Here is a 17,846-nt window from a genome sequence, read left to right as displayed (position 1 = left end):
GGACTTAAAACAGACGCTATGCATAAAGGCGGGGGGTACGCCTTGGTGGTCAAACCCACTTCTTTTCCTGATGCTACCCGCCACCTCGGACAGATGGAAAAACCTCCCTGCAGCACATGCCAGTCGGCATGCACCACAAGGAGGGCTAGATTCTTAAGCTCTCCAAAGGAGATGTGCTTCTACATCAAGAGCACTAGGAGAATCTGCGAGGCGACGATCTTTCCGATAATCGTCGTGGGATAGACAGTGGCCCAACCGCGGTTGGCCAGCTCCGTCCCTGTCTGAGTATTGATGTATGCAAACACCGCCGGGTTGGTGGTCATGCCTGCGGCACAGCCCATGGCCTCGTCCCACTTGAGGCGGAAGAGGAGCATACCGATGATGCCGATGCCCAAGGCCGAAACCAGGGTGATGATGAGGCCCACGCCCATGATTTTCAGGGAGGTCGGATCCGTCAGGGCATTGCGGAAGGCTGCGCCAGCTGAGGTACCAACGCCGGCAAGGAACAAGGTCAGGCCGAGAGTCGACATGGTCTGGCGAGTATGGAAAGGCATCTGCCAGTTCAGCGGGCCGGTTCGGTTGAGGTAGCCCAGAAGCAGGCCGACAACGATGGGCCCGCCGCCGAAGCCAAGCTGCAGCGTGGTGCCGCCGGGAATCGGAATCGGAATAAGGCCAAGCAGCATACCCAACGTCAGGCCGACAGACATCGAGAGCAAGTCGGCATTACCCAGTGCAGACTCGGAGTTGCCGAGGTAGTTCTTTACGTCTTGGAGGCGCTCCGGGGAGCACACCACGCGCACGCGGTCAGAGTAGTTGAGCACGAGATCTGGGTGCGGAACAACATCCGCATCGCCTTGGCGGACGCGGGCAATGATGAATCCGTGATCGAGGGCCTTGATGTCGCGGATACGCTTTCCCGCAATCTGCGGGCTAGAGACTGTAACACGCGTATAGAGCAAGCCTGCGTCCTCAGTGAGCTCGATGTTTTCTTCGGTTCCAAGCACCTTGATAGCCGCATTGACAGCCTCCTCAGTTCCGTTGAGCAGGAATACCTCGCCTTTTTCAAGGCTCATCTCGGGAACAGCTAGGCGGTGATGGTGATCATCGCGGACCAAGCGGGTAGCCACAACCTTCTGCCCGGTTACCCGGTAGATGTGGCCCGCAGTGTCATCGAAGTCTTTAGCTAGGCGCACAGCTTTCCATACCAATGGAGTGGGAATCATTCCCTCGCCGCGCGCATCCTCGACGTGGTTGATGCGGAATGCACTAGCGCCTATTGCCGCGACCGCGATTGCTCCGATAACTGCGCCCGGATAAGCCAGAGAGTAACCAACGACAGGCTCAGAGTTGCCCACCATATCTACCACTGCTGCCATACCTGGCGTGGAGGACAGGGATCCGGCGAACATGCCGACAGCGACGGGGACGTTGAGGTCGAAGAACTTGATAAGCAGATAGCCCACGCCGACGAGGGCGACGAGCATTCCGACCATAAACAACGTCAGCTTCCAACCGCGGTTTTTGAACTCGCGGACGAAGGAGGGACCGAAGCTCAGACCGATCGCATAAACAAAGATTGCGAGGCCGAATTGGTAGACGAAGGGCGGTATCTGGATATCAGGATTTGCCGTAGAAAGACCGAGCGCGACAAACATCGCTGCCGCCGCACCGAGAGAGACTCCGAAAACCTTTATTTTTCCGATAGCCAACCCCACCGCCATTATAAGAAAGAGAGAAAGGAGTGGACTGGATGCCAGGAAACTTAACACTCTTCCAGTTTGGCCGAATAGTTTCCCTACTGCAACCTGCGGTTATTAGATATGGATCACTTATATATAGGGCGAACAAAACGGGCGTACTTGATAGCCTATTCTCCGCCGTTTTCCCAGCTCCACGTGAATACTCGGGCGTCGGCGCCAGAGTCCTGCGCAATGGCCTCGCGGTCAATGTTGATGAAGAGGTAGCTCTCACTGATCTGTTCAACCAGCCCGCCGCCCCACTCCGCTACGACCACTGCATCCTCCAGAGCCGTATCGAGATCTAAAGCATCAAGGTCCCCCAAAGGATCACCCGATCCGGCCCCGAAGTCGTCGACAAGGCGGTAGGCATCAACATGGATTAAGGCCGGGCCGCCTACCTGCGAATGATGCTCGCGGGCAATGACGAAAGTCGGCGAAGTCACCCTGCCTTTTACCTGCATTCCGCGCGCTATCCCCTGGGTGAAGGTGGTCTTACCGGCACCGAGCGGACCGTCCAAGATGACCAAGTCCCCGGCCTCTAGGGATTTTCCTAGCCTCCATCCAAACTCCTGGGTATCTGCGGCGGTAGCCAGCTCGCGTCTCCCGCTGCGGGGAAAATCGCTACGCAAGATCTAGACCTCCTTCGTATGCACGCACCGTGCGTCCCGTCGGAAGGCACAAGACCTCATAGTTGATGGTGTCCGCAGCATCCGCCAGCTCAGTTGCGCTCATGCCGCCTGTGCCGAAAATGATCGCCTCATCACCTTGCGCAACCTCAAAGGGATTATCACCCAGATCGACGACGATCTGGTCCATGCATACCCTGCCTACTTGCGGATAGAGCTTGCCCCCAATGCCGACCTGCAGCTTGCCTTGAAAGGCACGCGGGAGGCCATCTGCATAGCCGCAAGGAACCGTGGCCAAAAAGCCAGACTGCTTGGCCTTCCACGTCAGGCCATAGCAAGTCCCCTGCCCCGCTTCAATGGGCTTGACGTTGACCAGATTCGCCGCCCACGTCATTGCCGGGCGAAGGCCGTGGTCCACGCCTGGGACCGGTTCGAGGCCATAGCAGGCGAGGCCCACGCGCACCTGCTCAAAGTGCGCCGATGGACGCGTCAGAGTGGCCGGCGAATTCGCCAAATGGTTGAGCGGACACTCCAACCCGGCTTCCCTGGCCTGCACGAGGGCCCGCCGGAAGTTAATCTCTTGGACGTCATTGTAAGGGTTATCCGGTTCATCGGCGCAAGCGAAGTGAGACATCAAACCGAGTACTTCGATCTGCGCGGCATCCCGCAGCAGCTCAAAGACTTGGCCCCAGTCTTTCTCGTCCACCCCGGAGCGGTGCATGCCCGTCTCCACCTTGATGTAGACGCGGGCTGGAACTTCGGTACTAATGAGCGCTTTAGCATGCTCGAGGGAGGGCACTCCGATACAAATCCGCGAAGCCAGCGCCTCCGTCAGATCCTCGCGCGCATCCCACAGCCAAGCAGTGATTGGAAGATCGGAGCCATGCTTGCGCAAAGCCACCGCCTCCGCCAACGTAGCAACACCAAAGGCATCGGCTCCCGCCTTTTCCATGACCGGTGCCACCCGCTCCATACCATGACCATAGGCATCCGCCTTGAGGATGCACATCAGCTTGACAGGGCCTAGCTTCTCCTTGAGCACGCGAACATTATGAGCGATGGCATCAAGGTCGATTCTCGTTTGCAGCATGGAAACTATTGTGCCACTCGCGTGGCACCCGCAGTGTCCCTCACGCCGAAAACACCAAAGGCGCCCCTCCCCACCCCGTGCTAGGGATAAGGAGAGGCGCTATTAGCGACGCCGTCTATGGCATCGGTGGATTACTCCACGGTGACGGACTTGGCCAAGTTGCGCGGCTGATCGACGTCGTAGCCCTTGGCCTCAGCAACGTTGCAGGCAAACATCTGCAAAGGCACGGTGGCCAGCAGCGGCTGCATCAGAGTCGGTGCCTGTGGGATGCGGATGACGTGGTTGGCATAAGCCTCCACTGCCTCGTCCCCTTCCTCGGCGATCACGATGGTGATAGCACCACGGGCGCGAATCTCCTGAATATTGGAGACCACCTTGGCGTGTAGGGAATCCCGGCCACGCGGGGAAGGAACGATGACGAATACCGGCTGTCCCTCCTCGATCAGGGCAATGGGGCCATGCTTGAGCTCGCCGGCGGCAAAGCCTTCGGCGTGCAGATAAGCAACCTCTTTGAGCTTGAGCGCGCCCTCAAGTGCGACGGGGAAACCAACGTGACGGCCCAAGAACAGAACAGACTCAGCGTCCTGCATCGAGCGAGCAAGCTCCCCTACCTGGGGTTCCTCGCTGATGACCTTCTGAATCTTATCCGGCATCTGCCGTAGCTCATCGAGGACATTCTCGACTTCATCGGCGAACATATTGCCACGCAGCTGAGCCAGGTACAGGCCCAGCAGATAGGTCGCAGCGATTTGCGCGAGGAAGGCCTTGGTGGAAGCCACGGCGATTTCGGGACCAGCGTGGGTGTAGAGCGCAGCATCGGATTCGCGAGGAATTGAAGAACCCTGCGTATTACAGATGGCGATAACCTTCGCGCCTTGCTGGCGCGCGTGGCGTACCGCCATCAATGTATCCATGGTCTCGCCGGACTGCGAAAGCGCAACGACTAGGGTCTTCTCATTGACAATGGGGTCCCGGTAACGGAACTCGTGAGCCAATTCCACCTCGGTAGGGATTCGGCACCAGTGCTCGATGGCGTAGCGCGCGACGTGGCCGGCATAGGCCGCGGTACCACAGGCAATGACGATGATCTTATCGATGGACTTCAATACAGACTCATCGATGCGCACCTCATCGAGAGTGAGCTTACCCTGCTCGTCAAAGCGACCCATGAGAGTATCGCGCACGGCAGCGGGCTGATCGTGGATCTCCTTTTCCATGAAGGAGCTAAAGCCACCCTTTTCTGCGGCTGCGGCATCCCACAGGATTTCGAAAGGCTTACCCTGCGAGGGGTTGCCCTGGTAGTCGGTGATGTAGACATCATCCGCAGTGATGGTGACGACCTGGTCATTTTCCAGCTCGACGGCGGACTTTGTGTAATCAATGAAGCCGGAGACGTCAGAACCGAGGAAGTTCTCGCCCTCACCCAGGCCGATGACCAGCGGCGAATCGCGACGGGCCGCAACGATGCGATCCGGCTGCTGCGCATGGATGGCCAGGATGGTGAAAGCACCTTCGAGGCGCTGGCAGGTCAGCTGCATCGCCTTGGTCAGGTCTTGGCCCGCCTCATTGTGGAACACATCCCCCAACAGGGTGGCCGCAACCTCGGTATCGGTCTCCGAAATTAAGTTATACCCCTTGGCCTGCAGCTCGCTCTTGAGCTCTGCAAAGTTCTCGATAATGCCGTTGTGGACAACGGCCAGCTTGCCGTCATCGACCACGTGAGGGTGCGCATTAACATCCGTGGGGCCACCGTGGGTTGCCCACCGAGTGTGCCCAATTCCCAGGACAGAATCCGGCAGAGGACGAGCCTCAATCTCCGCATCCAGCGCGGCAACCTTGCCGGCTTTCTTACGCCAGCTGATCTTTCCGTCCGAGTAGACGGCCACGCCGGCTGAGTCGTATCCGCGATATTCCAGACGGCGCAAGCCTTCTAGAACCACGTCGAGGGCATAATATTTACGGTCACATCCGGGGTGACCTACATATCCAACAATTCCGCACATAGGTCTCGATCCTACCTCATTGTTTCGAAGCCCAGTTGTGCCGAGACTCGCCCAGCACGGAGCGATTTGCCCCACGATAAGCAGCGCTTCCGATTGCGCCTTTTGGTAACCAACAAGAAGCGTAAACGGTGAATTATTTCACCAGGAAAATACACATTTAAGCGCCCCCTTCTTCGCTAATTACCCCCGCTGACATGTTACGGAGGCTAGGGAAATTCAAGGAAATTGCTATACTCTGCACAGCAATGGCCTAGTTGTTGTGTAAGCAGCACCGCGACTGCGCTCCCTGTTCCCCGATTCTGAATGCCATGTCCTGCGCGCCCTACGCGTGTGAAGGACCATTCTCTCCCCAGAAAGAGTCAGACCTATGACCCAGCAGCCCCGACACCGTCTCCGAAAGCGCGTTCTCGGCGTTGTAGCCGCACTCGCCTTGGCCACTCCTGGCGTAGCACACGCTCAAGATTCGACTTCTAGTCTGCTCACCGATCCTGAATTGCGTGATCTCATCCAGTTCTCTTCCCAGTCCCCCCTCTCCAGCGGCTACAACCTGCACTTCACGCTGAGCAGCCTCAATGCAATTGGCTCCTCGGACCTTCTTCCCGGGTCGATGTCCGGCATAGATCCCTACTATCCCCGCCCAACTAAGGAGGGCATCGAAAAGCCCGAGGTCATCGATCGCGGCGCACCGGACGGCGCTGGCATCGAGAGGTGGGTTGTTGCCTCTCCCAGCATGAAGCGCGACGTCGTCGTTCAAATCCGCAAGTCCCCTACGGGGCAACCGGCGCCCATGCTCTATCTTCTCGATGGCATCGACGCGCCCGAGCACACAGGAATGATCAACCCAGGTCGAATCCAAGAAACGCTCGCTCACGAAAACGTCACCCTAGTCATGCCCACGGAAGCACGCGCATCTATGTTCTATGACTGGGAGAGCTACGACGAAAACCTTGGGCTCAGCATGTGGGAGACCTTCATGACCAAGGAGCTGGCCCCCCTTCTTGAGGAAGAGATCCCCTTCAACGGCAAGCGCGGCGTCGGCGGAATCTCCATGGGCGCTGGCGGAGCGTTGAACCTCATCAACCGCAATCCCGAAATGTTTGATGCTGCCATCGGAGTTTCTGGCTGCTATTCCAACTCCGATCCCATCGGCGAGCAGACCCAGAATGCCATCGTCCAAAGCCGTGGCGGAAGCGTGAAGAACATGGTCGGTGAAAAGGGCTCGCCCGCTTGGAAGGCGCACGATGTCGCCGCAGATGTCAGCAACTTGACCAACAAGTCCATCTATCTTTCTTCCGCCAACGGAAGTATCAATGCCGAGGACGCGGAATACTACCAATACTGGAACCCGAAGGACATCTTCGTTGGTATCATTCTGGAACAAGGATCCTACTACTGCACCAAGCGCCTTGAGCAGGAGCTCAATGACGCGGGTGCCACCGATACCGAGGTTGTCTACGATGACCACGGCGGACACAACTGGAAGACCTTCCAGCCCCACCTCGCACTCGGCTGGGAACACATCAAGCCGGCGCTAGAGAGCTAGAGCCCAGCCGCTTCCGAAAAAGCAAAAACGAAAAAGGTTAGGGCCGCATTTCCTTCTTAGTAAAGGCAATGCGGCCCTAACCTTTGTTCTCTTCTAGAAAGCTTCTATCTTTTCCTAGGCTTGAGCAAAAGCCTGAGATAGCGCTGGGAAGAGAGGGTGATCGCTGGCAATGCCGGTCAGCTCAGTAGCGAGAGCATCCGTTGCCGAACGGTCGCCCCGAGCTGCGGCGAGCTTCTTTTGGAGCTCTACTGATTCAACATCCTCAGGAACATCAAAGGCCAAGGCTGCAGAGACTGCGCCGACAAGGGCGGTGGCCTCATAACCCTTTTCGGCCAACTCTGCGGCCGGGCCGATGAAGCGCTCGTGGCGCGAGATTTTGCGCAGCGGAGCACGTCCCACGCGCACGGTGGTATCGGGCAGATCGGGGTTCTGGAATCGAGTCAGGATCTTATCCACGTAAGCCTGCTGGACCTTCGGATCGAAGTTGAACTTCTCCACGATGAGCTGCTTGGTCTCCGCAAGGACTGCAGCAACCTTAGCCTGCACGTCACGGTCAGCCAGGGCGTCGGCGATCTTGGTTATTCCGGCCACGTTGCCAAAGTAAGCGGTGGCAGCATGTCCGGTGTTGACGGTAAAGAGTTTGCGCGTGATATAAGGCGCCAGATCCTCAACCCAGGTGATGCCGGGAATCTCCGGCACATTCTCACCAAAAGGCGCAACCTCAACGGCCCACTCGTGATAGGTCTCAACCGTGACATCGAGAGCCTCTGCACCCTCGCGGTGCTCCTGGTTAGGAACAATCCGGTCGACCGCAGTGTTGGCGAAGAACGCGATCTCATCAGCTTGTGGATAAGCCTCGCGGATACCTGCCGCCAAGCCGTCGGTAGCGTTGATGGCGTTCTCACAGGCCATGATGGCTACCTTGCCCTTACCAGCGGCGGCACGGCGCTCAAGGCCTTGGGCGATGGTCGGGGCGATGATCCGCAGCACGTTCGGCCCCACGGCGGTGGTGATGATGTCTGCCTCGCCGATCTCGCGGTAGAGCCCCTCGAGATCGGTGGCCGAGTTGACACCGGAGAACCCTGTTACGGTGACGTCCCGAGCGTCGTGGCCTACTTCGTGCACGGTGTAGGAATCGTATTCGTTGAGGGCGTCAATAAGCGGGGCGGAAACATCCGCAAAGACCAGCTCATATCCAGCCTCGCGCAGGAGAATCCCCACGAAACCGCGTCCAATGTTTCCGGCTCCAAAATGTAGTGCCTTCATTAACTAGTGACCTTTCCGAAGATTTTGAGAATCTCTTCCTTGGTGGTGGCCTTTTCAAGCTGTTCGACGGTCTCTTTCTTGCCGAAGATCTTGGCAATCTTGGACAAGGTCTTCAGGTGGGTACCATCGGCGCCGGCGATGCCGACAATGAACTTGGCGGGCTTCCCACCCCAGTCTACGGGCTCATCTAGACGGATGAACGTGATGGAAGAGCTCTTGATGGTGTCCTTGGCCTCATTGGTGCCGTGCGGAATAGCTAGCCCATTGCCCATGTAGGTAGACACTGACTTCTCACGTTCATGCATGGCAGCAACGTAGGCCGGCTCGACCGCGCCGGCAGCCACAAGCATGGCGCCTGCCTGGTCAATGGCATCATCCCGGTCTTTAGCACTGCCGTCGAGCACAATGTTGTCTGCGGTGAGAATCTTAGATTCCGCATCAGGGGCTTCTTTGACACCGACGCTGGACTGCGCGGGCTGAGCTTCAGCACCAGCGACAGAGTCCACCGAATCGGCAGCATTCGCAGAGTGCTGAGCGTCACTAGCCTCACCCGACTCAGCAGACTCGCCGGTCTGCTGAGAACGGATAAGGTCAACAACTTCGTCATAACGCGGAGATGCCATGAAGTTATCCACCGTAACGTGCACGGCGGAAGGGGTCGGAGCCTCAGCGCGGCTGGCTAAGTCTTGGTGGACAACGACCAAGTCATAGTCATCCTTCAGGTTATTGATGGCGGAGTTGGTCACGGTAACCACGTCACCGAAACCAGCCTCCTTGATCTTATTGCGCAGGACGGAAGCACCCATGGCCGAGGAACCCATGCCAGCATCGCAGGCGAAGACAACCTTATGGATCTCTGGAATATCCCCCGCGTCGCGCTTGGTCAGCGCTCCTGCAACGGAAGACTTCTTGCCCTTCATGGCCTCCATATCAGCGGTGGCCTTGTTGAGGTCATCCGTTCCCTTTGTGAACTTGAGGATCGGGGCAGCGATGGCGAAGGACACAGCGGTTGAAGCGAATACCGCGATGGTAACGCCGAGATAGGAATCAGAGGCAACGGTGCCGTAGATGGCGATGATCGAGCCAGGCGCAGCCGGCGAGCGCAGACCGACGTCCATGACGGTGTTGATAGCAACGCCGGTCATGCCGCCACCAATGGCGGCGAGAAGCAGCTGCGGGCGCATAAGGACATAGGGGAAGTAAATCTCGTGGATACCACCAAAGAAGTGGATGAGCGCCGCGCCCGGAGCCGTAGCCCGTGCGGTGCCGGTTCCAAAGAGCATGAACGCCAGCAAGATACCAAGGCCGGGTCCAGGATTAGCCTCCAGCAGGTAGAGGACTGACTTACCCGTCTGGGCGGCTTGATCCGTGGCCAACGGCGTCAAAACGCCATGGTTGATGGCATTATTAAGGAAGAATACCTTGGCCGGTTCGATGAGGACCGAAGTCAGCCACAGCAGGTTGTGATTAATAAGGAACTCGACCGCACGGCCTGCCCACTCCATGATGAAGTTCATCACCGGGGTCAGCCAGTACATCGAGGCAATAGCTCCCGCGAATCCGAAGATACCGAGGGAGAAGTTGTCCACCAACATCTCGAAACCAGGGCGAATCTTGCCCTGCCACAAAGACTCCAGCTTCTTAAACAGCCAGGCGGAGAGTGGACCACAAATCATGGCGCCCAAGAACATCGGGGATGAGTGGCCATCCTCGCCGATGAACACCGGCGAAGATGTACCCATGATGACGCCCATGGTTACGATGGCGCCGACGACGCCGCCACGAACGCCGTGTACGAGCTTGCCGCCCGTATAAGCAATAAGAATAGGCAGGAGGTAAGTCACCATTGGTGAGACCAAGGTGCCTATCTTCTCATTAGGGAAGAATCCTGCCGGGATAAATAGTGCAGTCAGTATTCCCCACGCGATGAAGGCGCCGATATTCGGCATAATCATCGAGGAAAGGAACGTACCAAATTTCTGGACGGCGACGCGTACGCCGCCTTTCTTTTCTTTAGTTTCAGCCACAGCAAAGTCCTTTACAATCGGGGCTGGAACGGGTTCTAGAACCCGTTCTTGAGTGTTCCTTCTCAAGTCTATTACTTAGTTGAAATTTGGATAGATGCAGACTGCGAAAAGTCTAAAAAGCCTGCTCTCTTTACCTGTCAGGCCTCACACAGGCTTGCCGCTGGCGCTCCACCTAGTCGCTGCCTTTCCAAAGCGCCAGTTTTGACCTTTTGCACAACCCCGCCCGAATCTTGCTCTATTCTGGTAAGCGTGACTGCGAACTTGAAGAAGCACCTATCGATATTGTCCAAAAGAGGACCACACCGCGTTCTCATTGGTGACTTGGACTATGCCGGCCTAGCAGGCAAGGTTTATACGCCTGCCGAAGGTAAGGCTTTGCCCGCAGTGGCCTTCGGACACGATTGGACAAAGAAGATAAAGAGCTATCACGCTACTCTTCGCCACCTTGCTAGCTGGGGCATCGTGGTTGTTGCACCGAACACGGAGACCGGAGTGGTGCCCAACCACCGCAACCTTGCCGCAGACATGGAATCTGCCCTCCAGATCGCCGCCGGAGTGAAGCTAGGAAGTGGCAAGATCACGGTTTCCCCACACAAGTTGGGGATGATCGGACACGGCATGGGCGGCGGCGCTGCGGTGCTTGCCGCCGCGAACAACGACAAGGTCAAAGCCGTGGCTGCCATTTACCCAGCCACCACCTCCCCCTCGTCTACGCAGGCTGCACGCTCCGTCAAGGCACCCGGCCTCGTCATAGGCTCAAAGAGTGACGATATCTTTGGTGCCGGCAATCCCGCCAAGCTGGCCGCAAGTTGGGGCGGACCCGTGGCCTACCGCGAAATCTACAAGGGAAACCAGCAAGGCTTCAGCGAAGATACCCTTTTCAAGCTGACCGTCGGCGCCGGCTTCTTCCAGGCAGGCGCCCGAGATCTAGCACGCGGCCTCCTCACCGGTTTCCTCTTGGATCAGCTGGCGGGCGAATCCAAGTACGACGGCTTCGCTTCGCCATTGGCTGCTGGAAAAGGCTTTTCCAGCTACAGTGGGGACGCGCTTTCCCGCAAGGCCGGACTTCTTCCCTCCCGCTAATCGCGCCGCAGCACCGATTTCACTTGCCCCGGCCTTCCTCTCCGCACTGCGGGACTATGCGGTGCCTGAGCTGGCTTAGGGGCCTGCCGCGCCGCCGCAGAAGCAGACTTTTCTAGCTGCTCCTGCGCCTGTGCCAACGCTTTCTCAAATTCCAAGAGCCGGGCAGAAGTTCTTTCCCTAAACCCCCTGGCAAAGGCTTCGAAGTCTTGGCTCATTACCACTGCCCTGCCTTCCGCGCGCGCCCCGCATCATCGGCGCTCTCAGGAGCTAAGGCCTGCTCAGTGGCAGGCAACCCAGGTGAGGCCACGGCGCCCTCTGATCCTGGCGATGACTCAGGAACCTCAACTGCCGCTGGCATATTCATTAGCTTTTTGGGCGGCGGATCCGGCTCGGGTACTTCCGCTAATTCAGGTGGCGGAGCAATAACGCCCTCGGCTGCTGGCGGCACTGCCTTGGGCTCGGGCTCGGGCTCGGGTTCTGGTTGTGGTTGTGGCTGAGGTTCTGGCTCGGGACAAGGCTCAGGATCGGGCTGGGGCTCAGGATCTGGGCAAGGCTGTGGCTCAGGAACAGGAATCTCCGCCGCGAGGCACTCAGCTGCCGCAGCCACAAGAATGCCCAGTCCTACCAGCGCGATTCCCGCACCCGCGGCGCCCAAGCATCCGCAACAGGACTTTTCTACTTCTACGTGCGTTTGAGAAACAGCGGGCTCGCAGGAACTAGGTACGACCGGCAGGGGCGGGCAAGCCTGGGGCTCACACGGCGGTGTTTCAGCTGGCTGGGCCTCCCACGGTGGTGCCTGCTTATCGATGCCCGGCGCGGGCGGAGCCGGAGGGGAGGCAGGGCTTAGCTGCGCCGCTGCGGGCGTGGTCTGCGGAGGGCACTGTCCCGGATCCGCTGGCGCTGATTGCGGTGCTGGGGCGGAAGACGCGTCAGGTGCCTGCGCGGGCTGGGTAGATGGCGGACAGGTCTCCTGGGAGGGCGGTGCCGGGCATTCAGGCGAACTTGGCTTGGGCTGTGGCGCAGGCTCCGACTCGGCCGCGCAATCCGGCTCAGGCGGGGTCTGTGGCAGGGGCTTTTGGCTCAGGTTCTCGCAGCGAGACTCGAATTCCTCGTAGCAGGCCTCGATGGCTGCGTCCCGGTCACGGCAGGTACTGGCGATAGTCTGGTTGGTTTTCTCAATGAGGTCACCCCCAATCGCTGAGATCATGGGAACAATGATCTTGCCTAGCGGATGCTTAGACAGGACCATGGAGAGCAGGTTGAGCAGCGGAATCGCGGCGGAGAACAGTTCCGTCAGGGCGGAATCGGAGACGTCAACGACATCACCGATAGCCGTTGAACACTCTTGGGCAGACTCCTGCAGCTGGCGCGTATCGCGCGTCTGCTCCTCGTGGTCTTCTTGGACGCCCCGAATGTGCCCTTGGAGTACTCCACCGGCGAAGCTCAGCGCTGTATCTAAAAGGAAGCCCCCCAATCCCCCAAGGCCGCTTCTGCTGCCGCGCCCCTGCTTGCCGACGGCCGCCCCAGTACTAGAGACCAAATCCTGAGGATTGATTCCTTCGGTGGAGGAAATGAGAGAGTGCAGCACGTCCATAGGCATTGATGGCCCAGCGTAGGAGCCGGCGCTGGCGACCTGAAACTGCGATACCGCTCTTGCGTAGTCCCCCACTAGGGAGCTAGTGATAACGCTCATTAGCCTCGCGCACCGCCTTCACGCTCCGAATGAACGCGGTCCAAGCTCATTCCATTCCGGCTGTCGAGGTTTGATAGGGCTCTAAACTGCTGCTCGGCCGCGCCGGCTGTGGCAGCAAGGTTATTCCAGCGCCACGCGCAACTGTGGTGCACGCGCTCGAGTGCCTCTTGGAGGCGGGCGGCGTGGCCAGAAAACCCGCGACCAGCCGAGTCGGCAGGAAAGGCCGGAAAGCTAGCTCGATGTGCGGCGGCTTGCTCTTGGTTGTGCGCGACCAAGCTGCGCAGCTGGCGCTGCGCTTCAACGGGGTCAAAAGAAATATCTGGCACGGCTAGCCTGCTCCCTTTGTGGTTTCCATTCAGGATGATTGTGTTGCTCTCCTGTATTGGACTGCCCGCAAAGGGAATCGGTTCCTTAAGGCCGCGCGAACCTTAATGGATGAGAAGGATGAGGCAGACTAAATTGCGGCGACTACGCCAGCGAGACGTCCGGCCACCTTGCGTGCCTGCTCCTTTTCGGAAGCCTCAACCATCACGCGGAAGAGTTCCTCGGTACCGGAGGGCCGCAAGAGTACGCGGCCGGTGTGTCCTAGCTCCGCCTCGGCTTGGGCAAGGGCCTCTTGGACCTCGGGGGCATCCATGATGATGGACTTGTCGGAGACAGGAACATTGATGAGAACCTGCGGGAGCACCGTCATCACCGAGGCCAACTCGTGCAGGGACTTTCCGGATTTTGCCATGCGCGCCATGATGGATAGCCCGGTGAGGGTGCCGTCACCGGTCGTACAGTCGTCGGGAAGCACGACGTGCCCGGACTGCTCGCCGCCTAAGGAATAGTCACCGCGGTTGAGTTCCTCGAGGACGTAGCGATCCCCCACCGCAGTTTCCCGGACGCTGATGCCGTGCTTTTCCATGGCCAGCTTCAAGCCGAGGTTGGACATGACGGTGGCAACAAGGGTGTTGTAGCGAAGATCGCTATCTTCCTTCATCCCCACCGCCAACAGGGCCATGATCTGGTCACCATCGACCACATTGCCCTCGGCATCGACGGCGAGGCAGCGGTCAGCGTCGCCGTCGTGGGCGAGCGCCAAATCCGCGCCGTACTCGACAACGGCCGCCTGTGCTTTGTCGATGTGTGTGGAGCCGCAGGCCTCGTTGATGTTGAATGCATTGGGCTTGTTGTGGATGGCGATAACCTCGGCGCCAGCGGCGGCATAAGCCTCGGGCGCAACTTTAGATGCCGCACCATTGGCGGTATCCACGACAACCTTGATGCCGCTGATGTCAACGGGAACGACTTCGGTGAGGTGATTGAGGTAGCGGCCGCGCGCATCCGGGGCCTCGGAGATTACTCGGCCCAGCTTGGTTCCCGTTGGACCTTCTTCCTTGAGCTGGGCCATGGCAGCCTCAATCTCATCTTCCACGGAATCGGGCAGCTTCTTGCCGCCAGCGGAGAAGAACTTGATGCCATTATCGGGCATGGGATTATGTGAAGCTGAGATCATCACGCCAAGGTCGGCGCCATAATCATCCGTAAGGAAAGCGATGGCCGGGGTAGGAAGGACCCCTACCCGTACGACATCAACACCGCGGGAGGATAATCCTGCTGCGATGGCGGAGTCGAGCATCTCCCCGGATACGCGGGGGTCTCGGCCAATAATGGCCAGCGGACGCCGATCGTAGGACTCGCGGTGTGCGGTCAAAACCTGGGCCGCCGCCTGCCCGAGCTTGAGAGCCAAGATTGGGGTGAGTTTCTTGTTCGCCAAGCCACGAACGCCATCGGTTCCAAAAAGTCGAGTCATAGATCCAATTATGCACGCGCCACGTGCTTTGTAGTAATACCGCTGCGCCACTTCCCTTTTTAGGCAAACCTGCCCTAACCTGTTACTCATGTCTAAATTTGTCCGGGCCTCACATGGGGTGCGGTGGTGGCTATTTGGGTTCCTCAGCGTAATCGGCTTACTCATACTCGGCCTCTGCGTTGGCTCTCGCGAGATCCCCTTGGGCGAGGTCTTCCCCCGAATTATCCCCGCCCTTTTCTATGCCTTTGGACGCGAACCCAACTCCTTAGAGGGCGTCGATGAGTTCACGGCCATCATTGCCAACCTGCGTATCCCCCGTACTCTCCTAGCCCTGCTGGCCGGCGCCGCCCTCGGCACCGCGGGCGCGCTCATCCAGGGGCATACCCGCAATGCCCTCGCAGATCCGGGCCTGCTCGGAATCAATGCTGGGGCCACCCTCGCCGTGGTCAGCGGCGTCTACTTCGGCTTCTCTGGTGCCACAGATGCCGCAGTTCTTCCAGCGCTCCTGGGAGCCGGCGCCGCAACCCTAGTGGTCTTTGCCCTTTCCTCCAGCGGGGCCACTGCTGCGAGCCCGCTGACCTTGGTGCTAGCTGGCACGGCCGTCACCGCCTTGTTGATGGCCTTTGTCAACGCCTTGGTGATCACCGATTCTGCGGCTCTGGATACCCTGCGTACATGGGCAACGGGTTCGGTGTCTGGCCGCAGCCTAGCGGTTGCCGCCGCAGTTACCCCCTCGTTCATCCTGGGCACAGCCTTGGCGCTGACCCAGGGCCAAGCGCTCAATCTTCTCAGCATGGGTGAATCAAGCGCGCGAGCCCTAGGCCTTAACGTTGTGCTACGGCGTGTGTTCGGCTTTGCAGCCATTGCCCTCCTCGGTGGCGCGGCCGTGTCCGCTGCAGGCCCAGTGGCTTTCATCGGATTGGCGGCACCCCATGCGGCACGTGCGCTGTGGGGACCTGACTATCGGGTCATTCTCCCGGCTTCCCTCCTTATCGGCGCCCTGCTGGCTTTGGGCGCAGACATCTTCGGGCGCGTGGCTGCCCCGGGCGAATTGCCCATGGGAATCGTCTTAGGCCTCGTCGGCGCACCCGTGTTCATTTTCCTTGTCAAACGCGGAAAGGTACTTACCCCGTGAAACACACTGTTGTGAAACTAGGTCCCGTTGCCGCGCCCCTGCGCCCGCGGGTGCTGGGCGTCTGCCTCGCCTTAATCGTCGCAGCGGGCTGCGTATTCACCTTGAGCATTGCGCACGGCGACTATCCGCTCGGCGTTGCCGATGTCTGGCGGATCATTGGCGGTGGTGGCACACCCATTGAAAACCGCATCGTCATCGACGTGCGGCTAGGAAGGGCCGTCGTAGGCTTACTCGTCGGCGCGGCACTTGCTTTCTCCGGAGCATTGACACAATCTATCGCCAGAAACCCCCTGGCCAGCCCGGACATACTCGGCATCACTCAAGGCTCGGCTCTGGCGGCGGTTGCGCTCCTTACGTTCGCAGGCACGAGCGGGACACTCGGCAAGGCAGCCTCCCTCACCCTGGCCACCGTGGGCTTGCCGCTCGCCGCCTTTTGCGGTGGCCTCATCACGGCCACCATCATCTGGCTCATCGCTGGACGCTCCCGCCATTCCCTGCTGCGCTTCGTCCTCATCGGGGTGGCCATGGCGACGCTATGCACTTCCCTTTCAACCTGGATTATGGCCCACGGGAACCTAGATCTTGTGGCCAACGCGCGACTGTGGCTCACCGGCTCGCTCAATGGGCGTGACTTCAGCGAGGCCTGGGCCCCTTTGATCGCCGTGCTCGTAGCGCTCATGCTCGCTTCCTATCTTTCTTTCCAGCTCTCCGCCCTCTCTCTAGGTGATCTCACCGCGACGATGCTGGGGCATAATGTGCGGATTGCGCAGGCCCTCCAGCTCTTAGTCGCCGTGGCGCTAGCTGCGGTGTCCGTCGCTGCGGCTGGGCCGATAGGTTTCGTCGCTTTCGTGTCCCCACAAATTGCCATGCGCTTAGCCGGCAGCTCCACGCCACCGCTGGTCACCTCTGCCCTCACCGGGGCCTTGATCGTCTGCAGCGCGGACCTCCTCGCCCGCGTTGTACTCCCCTGGGAGCTTCCCGTCGGCATAGTTACCACCATCCTTGGCGCCCCTGTACTTATCTATCTCATTGTCTCCCTTAACCGAAGGAACAACGGAAGGAACAACCAATGAACTCTCCCCTAAGCCAACCCCGCATGCGCGCCCAGAACTTGGGCGTGTCTTACCAGGGCCACGAGGTCCTAAAAGGCCTCGACCTCGACATCCCGGCTGGAGCCGTCACAACGTTGATCGGGCCGAATGGCTGCGGAAAGTCCACGTTGCTCCAAGCTTTGGCTACTCTTCTGCCACACTCCGGTAGCGTCGAGCTCGATGGCCAGGACTTCTCCTCCCTCAAACGCACGACTCGCGCCAGGCAGCTAGCGATGCTTCCCCAGCAACCCACTGCGCCGGAGGCAGTCACGGTAGAAGAGCTCGTCTCCCGGGGGCGCCACCCCCACCAATCCTGGATGCGGCGCTGGTCCGCACAGGATGCGGAGCAGGTGGAGCGCGCGCTTGTGCTGTGCGACGTCGCCAAGCTGGCACAACGCCCCCTGGGTTCCCTATCCGGTGGGCAGAAACAGCGCGTCTGGATAGCCATGACGCTTGCCCAAGATACCCCCACCGTATTCCTCGACGNNTCGACGTGCTCCGCTTGGTGGCGCAACTGCGCACAGACCAAGGCAAGACCATCGTCATGGTTCTCCACGACCTTAACCTGGCTATCCGTCATTCTGACTTCCTTGTGGCCATGTCTCCGACGGGGGAAATCTACGCGCAGGGCACGCCCGCCGAGATCATCACCGCCGACCTGTTGCGCGAGATCTTCGACCTCGAAGCTCTCGTGGTCACAGACCCCGTGACTGGGGGACCAATGGTAGTTCCAGCCTTGTAGTAATCATTAG

Annotated in this window: 13 protein-coding genes and 1 pseudogene; 5 read left to right on the top strand and 9 right to left on the bottom strand. The window is 59.3% G+C overall.

Translation table 11 applies throughout. The annotated features are described in order from the left end of the window. Positions 1–179: 179 nt before the first annotated feature. The 4 genes from B2696_RS11360 to glmS form a co-directional block, all read right to left on the bottom strand. Entirely contained in the window at positions 180–1,769 is a 1,590-nt protein-coding gene (locus B2696_RS11360) for an aspartate:alanine exchanger family transporter (protein WP_286955511.1), read from the bottom strand. Between the two features lie 98 nt (positions 1,770–1,867). After that, the gene (gene tsaE, locus B2696_RS11355; RefSeq protein ID WP_075729169.1) at positions 1,868–2,368 is read right to left on the bottom strand and encodes a tRNA (adenosine(37)-N6)-threonylcarbamoyltransferase complex ATPase subunit type 1 TsaE; all 501 of its coding nucleotides are present in this window, start codon (positions 2,366–2,368) and stop codon (positions 1,868–1,870) included. After that, positions 2,361–3,455, bottom strand: a complete 1,095-nt coding sequence (gene alr, locus B2696_RS11350) for an alanine racemase (RefSeq protein WP_286955509.1) — start codon at positions 3,453–3,455, stop codon at positions 2,361–2,363. Before alr ends, tsaE begins: the two co-directional genes overlap by 8 nt. 131 nt (positions 3,456–3,586) lie before the next feature. Further along, a complete protein-coding gene (gene glmS, locus B2696_RS11345) occupies positions 3,587–5,458 on the bottom strand; it encodes a glutamine--fructose-6-phosphate transaminase (isomerizing) (protein ID WP_286955507.1) in 1,872 nt (623 codons plus the stop codon). 367 nt (positions 5,459–5,825) lie between these two features. Here glmS and B2696_RS11340 point away from each other — a divergent pair, with 367 nt between their 5' ends. Further along, positions 5,826–7,001, top strand: coding sequence for an alpha/beta hydrolase (locus B2696_RS11340; protein ID WP_286955505.1), 1,176 nt, complete (start codon positions 5,826–5,828; stop codon positions 6,999–7,001). Positions 7,002–7,115: 114 nt separating this feature from the next. Here B2696_RS11340 and B2696_RS11335 read toward each other — a convergent pair whose 3' ends face one another. After that, a complete protein-coding gene (locus B2696_RS11335; protein WP_075729165.1) occupies positions 7,116–8,267 on the bottom strand; it encodes a mannitol-1-phosphate 5-dehydrogenase in 1,152 nt (383 codons plus the stop codon). Further along, on the bottom strand, positions 8,267–10,294 hold the full coding sequence (locus B2696_RS11330) for a PTS mannitol transporter subunit IICBA (protein ID WP_286955502.1): 2,028 nt from the start codon (positions 10,292–10,294) through the stop codon (positions 8,267–8,269). The genes B2696_RS11335 and B2696_RS11330 overlap by 1 nt, the downstream gene beginning before the upstream one ends. 249 nt (positions 10,295–10,543) lie before the next feature. On the opposite strand from B2696_RS11330, the gene B2696_RS11325 reads away from it, so the two are divergent. After that, on the top strand, positions 10,544–11,377 hold the full coding sequence (locus B2696_RS11325) for a dienelactone hydrolase family protein (RefSeq protein WP_286955501.1): 834 nt from the start codon (positions 10,544–10,546) through the stop codon (positions 11,375–11,377). A gap of 214 nt (positions 11,378–11,591) precedes the next feature. On the opposite strand, the gene B2696_RS11320 is transcribed toward B2696_RS11325, so the two are convergent. The 3 genes from B2696_RS11320 to glmM all read right to left on the bottom strand — a co-directional run bounded on the left by B2696_RS11320 (position 11,592) and on the right by glmM (position 14,868). Further along, positions 11,592–13,070, bottom strand: coding sequence for a zinc metalloprotease (locus tag B2696_RS11320; protein ID WP_286955500.1), 1,479 nt, complete (start codon positions 13,068–13,070; stop codon positions 11,592–11,594). Then, positions 13,070–13,396 carry a hypothetical protein gene (locus B2696_RS11315; RefSeq protein WP_286955498.1) on the bottom strand — a complete coding sequence of 109 codons (327 nt, stop codon included), beginning with the start codon at positions 13,394–13,396 and terminating at the stop codon, positions 13,070–13,072. Before B2696_RS11315 ends, B2696_RS11320 begins: the two co-directional genes overlap by 1 nt. A gap of 128 nt (positions 13,397–13,524) precedes the next feature. Beyond that, complete coding sequence (gene glmM, locus B2696_RS11310) at positions 13,525–14,868, bottom strand: phosphoglucosamine mutase (RefSeq protein ID WP_286955496.1); 1,344 nt, start codon at positions 14,866–14,868, stop codon at positions 13,525–13,527. A gap of 88 nt (positions 14,869–14,956) precedes the next feature. On the opposite strand from glmM, the gene B2696_RS11305 reads away from it, so the two are divergent. The 3 genes and pseudogenes from B2696_RS11305 to B2696_RS11295 all read left to right on the top strand — a co-directional run bounded on the left by B2696_RS11305 (position 14,957) and on the right by B2696_RS11295 (position 17,836). Beyond that, positions 14,957–16,003, top strand: a complete 1,047-nt coding sequence (locus B2696_RS11305; protein WP_276623673.1) for a FecCD family ABC transporter permease — start codon at positions 14,957–14,959, stop codon at positions 16,001–16,003. Further along, on the top strand, positions 16,000–17,076 hold the full coding sequence (locus B2696_RS11300; protein ID WP_286955493.1) for a FecCD family ABC transporter permease: 1,077 nt from the start codon (positions 16,000–16,002) through the stop codon (positions 17,074–17,076). Before B2696_RS11305 ends, B2696_RS11300 begins: the two co-directional genes overlap by 4 nt. Then, positions 17,073–17,836, top strand: a pseudogene (locus B2696_RS11295) (ABC transporter ATP-binding protein). Before B2696_RS11300 ends, B2696_RS11295 begins: the two are co-directional and overlap by 4 nt. Positions 17,837–17,846 lie beyond the last annotated feature (10 nt).

The sequence above is a fragment of the Corynebacterium sp. UBA4397 genome (genome assembly GCF_002390965.1).
GTDB lineage: Bacteria > Actinomycetota > Actinomycetes > Mycobacteriales > Mycobacteriaceae > Corynebacterium > Corynebacterium flavescens.
Note: the sequence above shows the minus strand (reverse complement) of the source record. Positions and strands in the feature narration are given on the sequence as shown.

Bases quoted from the DNA above. Each gene is read 5' to 3' on its own strand.
- alr (WP_286955509.1), bottom strand. From the start codon at position 3,455: ATGCTGCAAACGAGAATCGACCTTGATGCCATCGCTCATAATGTTCGC.
- glmS (WP_286955507.1), bottom strand. From the start codon at position 5,458: ATGTGCGGAATTGTTGGATATGTAGGTCACCCCGGATGTGACCGTAAA.
- B2696_RS11340 (WP_286955505.1), top strand. From the start codon at position 5,826: ATGACCCAGCAGCCCCGACACCGTCTCCGAAAGCGCGTTCTCGGCGTT.
- B2696_RS11335 (WP_075729165.1), bottom strand. From the start codon at position 8,267: ATGAAGGCACTACATTTTGGAGCCGGAAACATTGGACGCGGTTTCGTG.
- B2696_RS11320 (WP_286955500.1), bottom strand. From the start codon at position 13,070: ATGAGCGTTATCACTAGCTCCCTAGTGGGGGACTACGCAAGAGCGGTA.
- glmM (WP_286955496.1), bottom strand. From the start codon at position 14,868: ATGACTCGACTTTTTGGAACCGATGGCGTTCGTGGCTTGGCGAACAAG.
- B2696_RS11305 (WP_276623673.1), top strand. From the start codon at position 14,957: ATGTCTAAATTTGTCCGGGCCTCACATGGGGTGCGGTGGTGGCTATTT.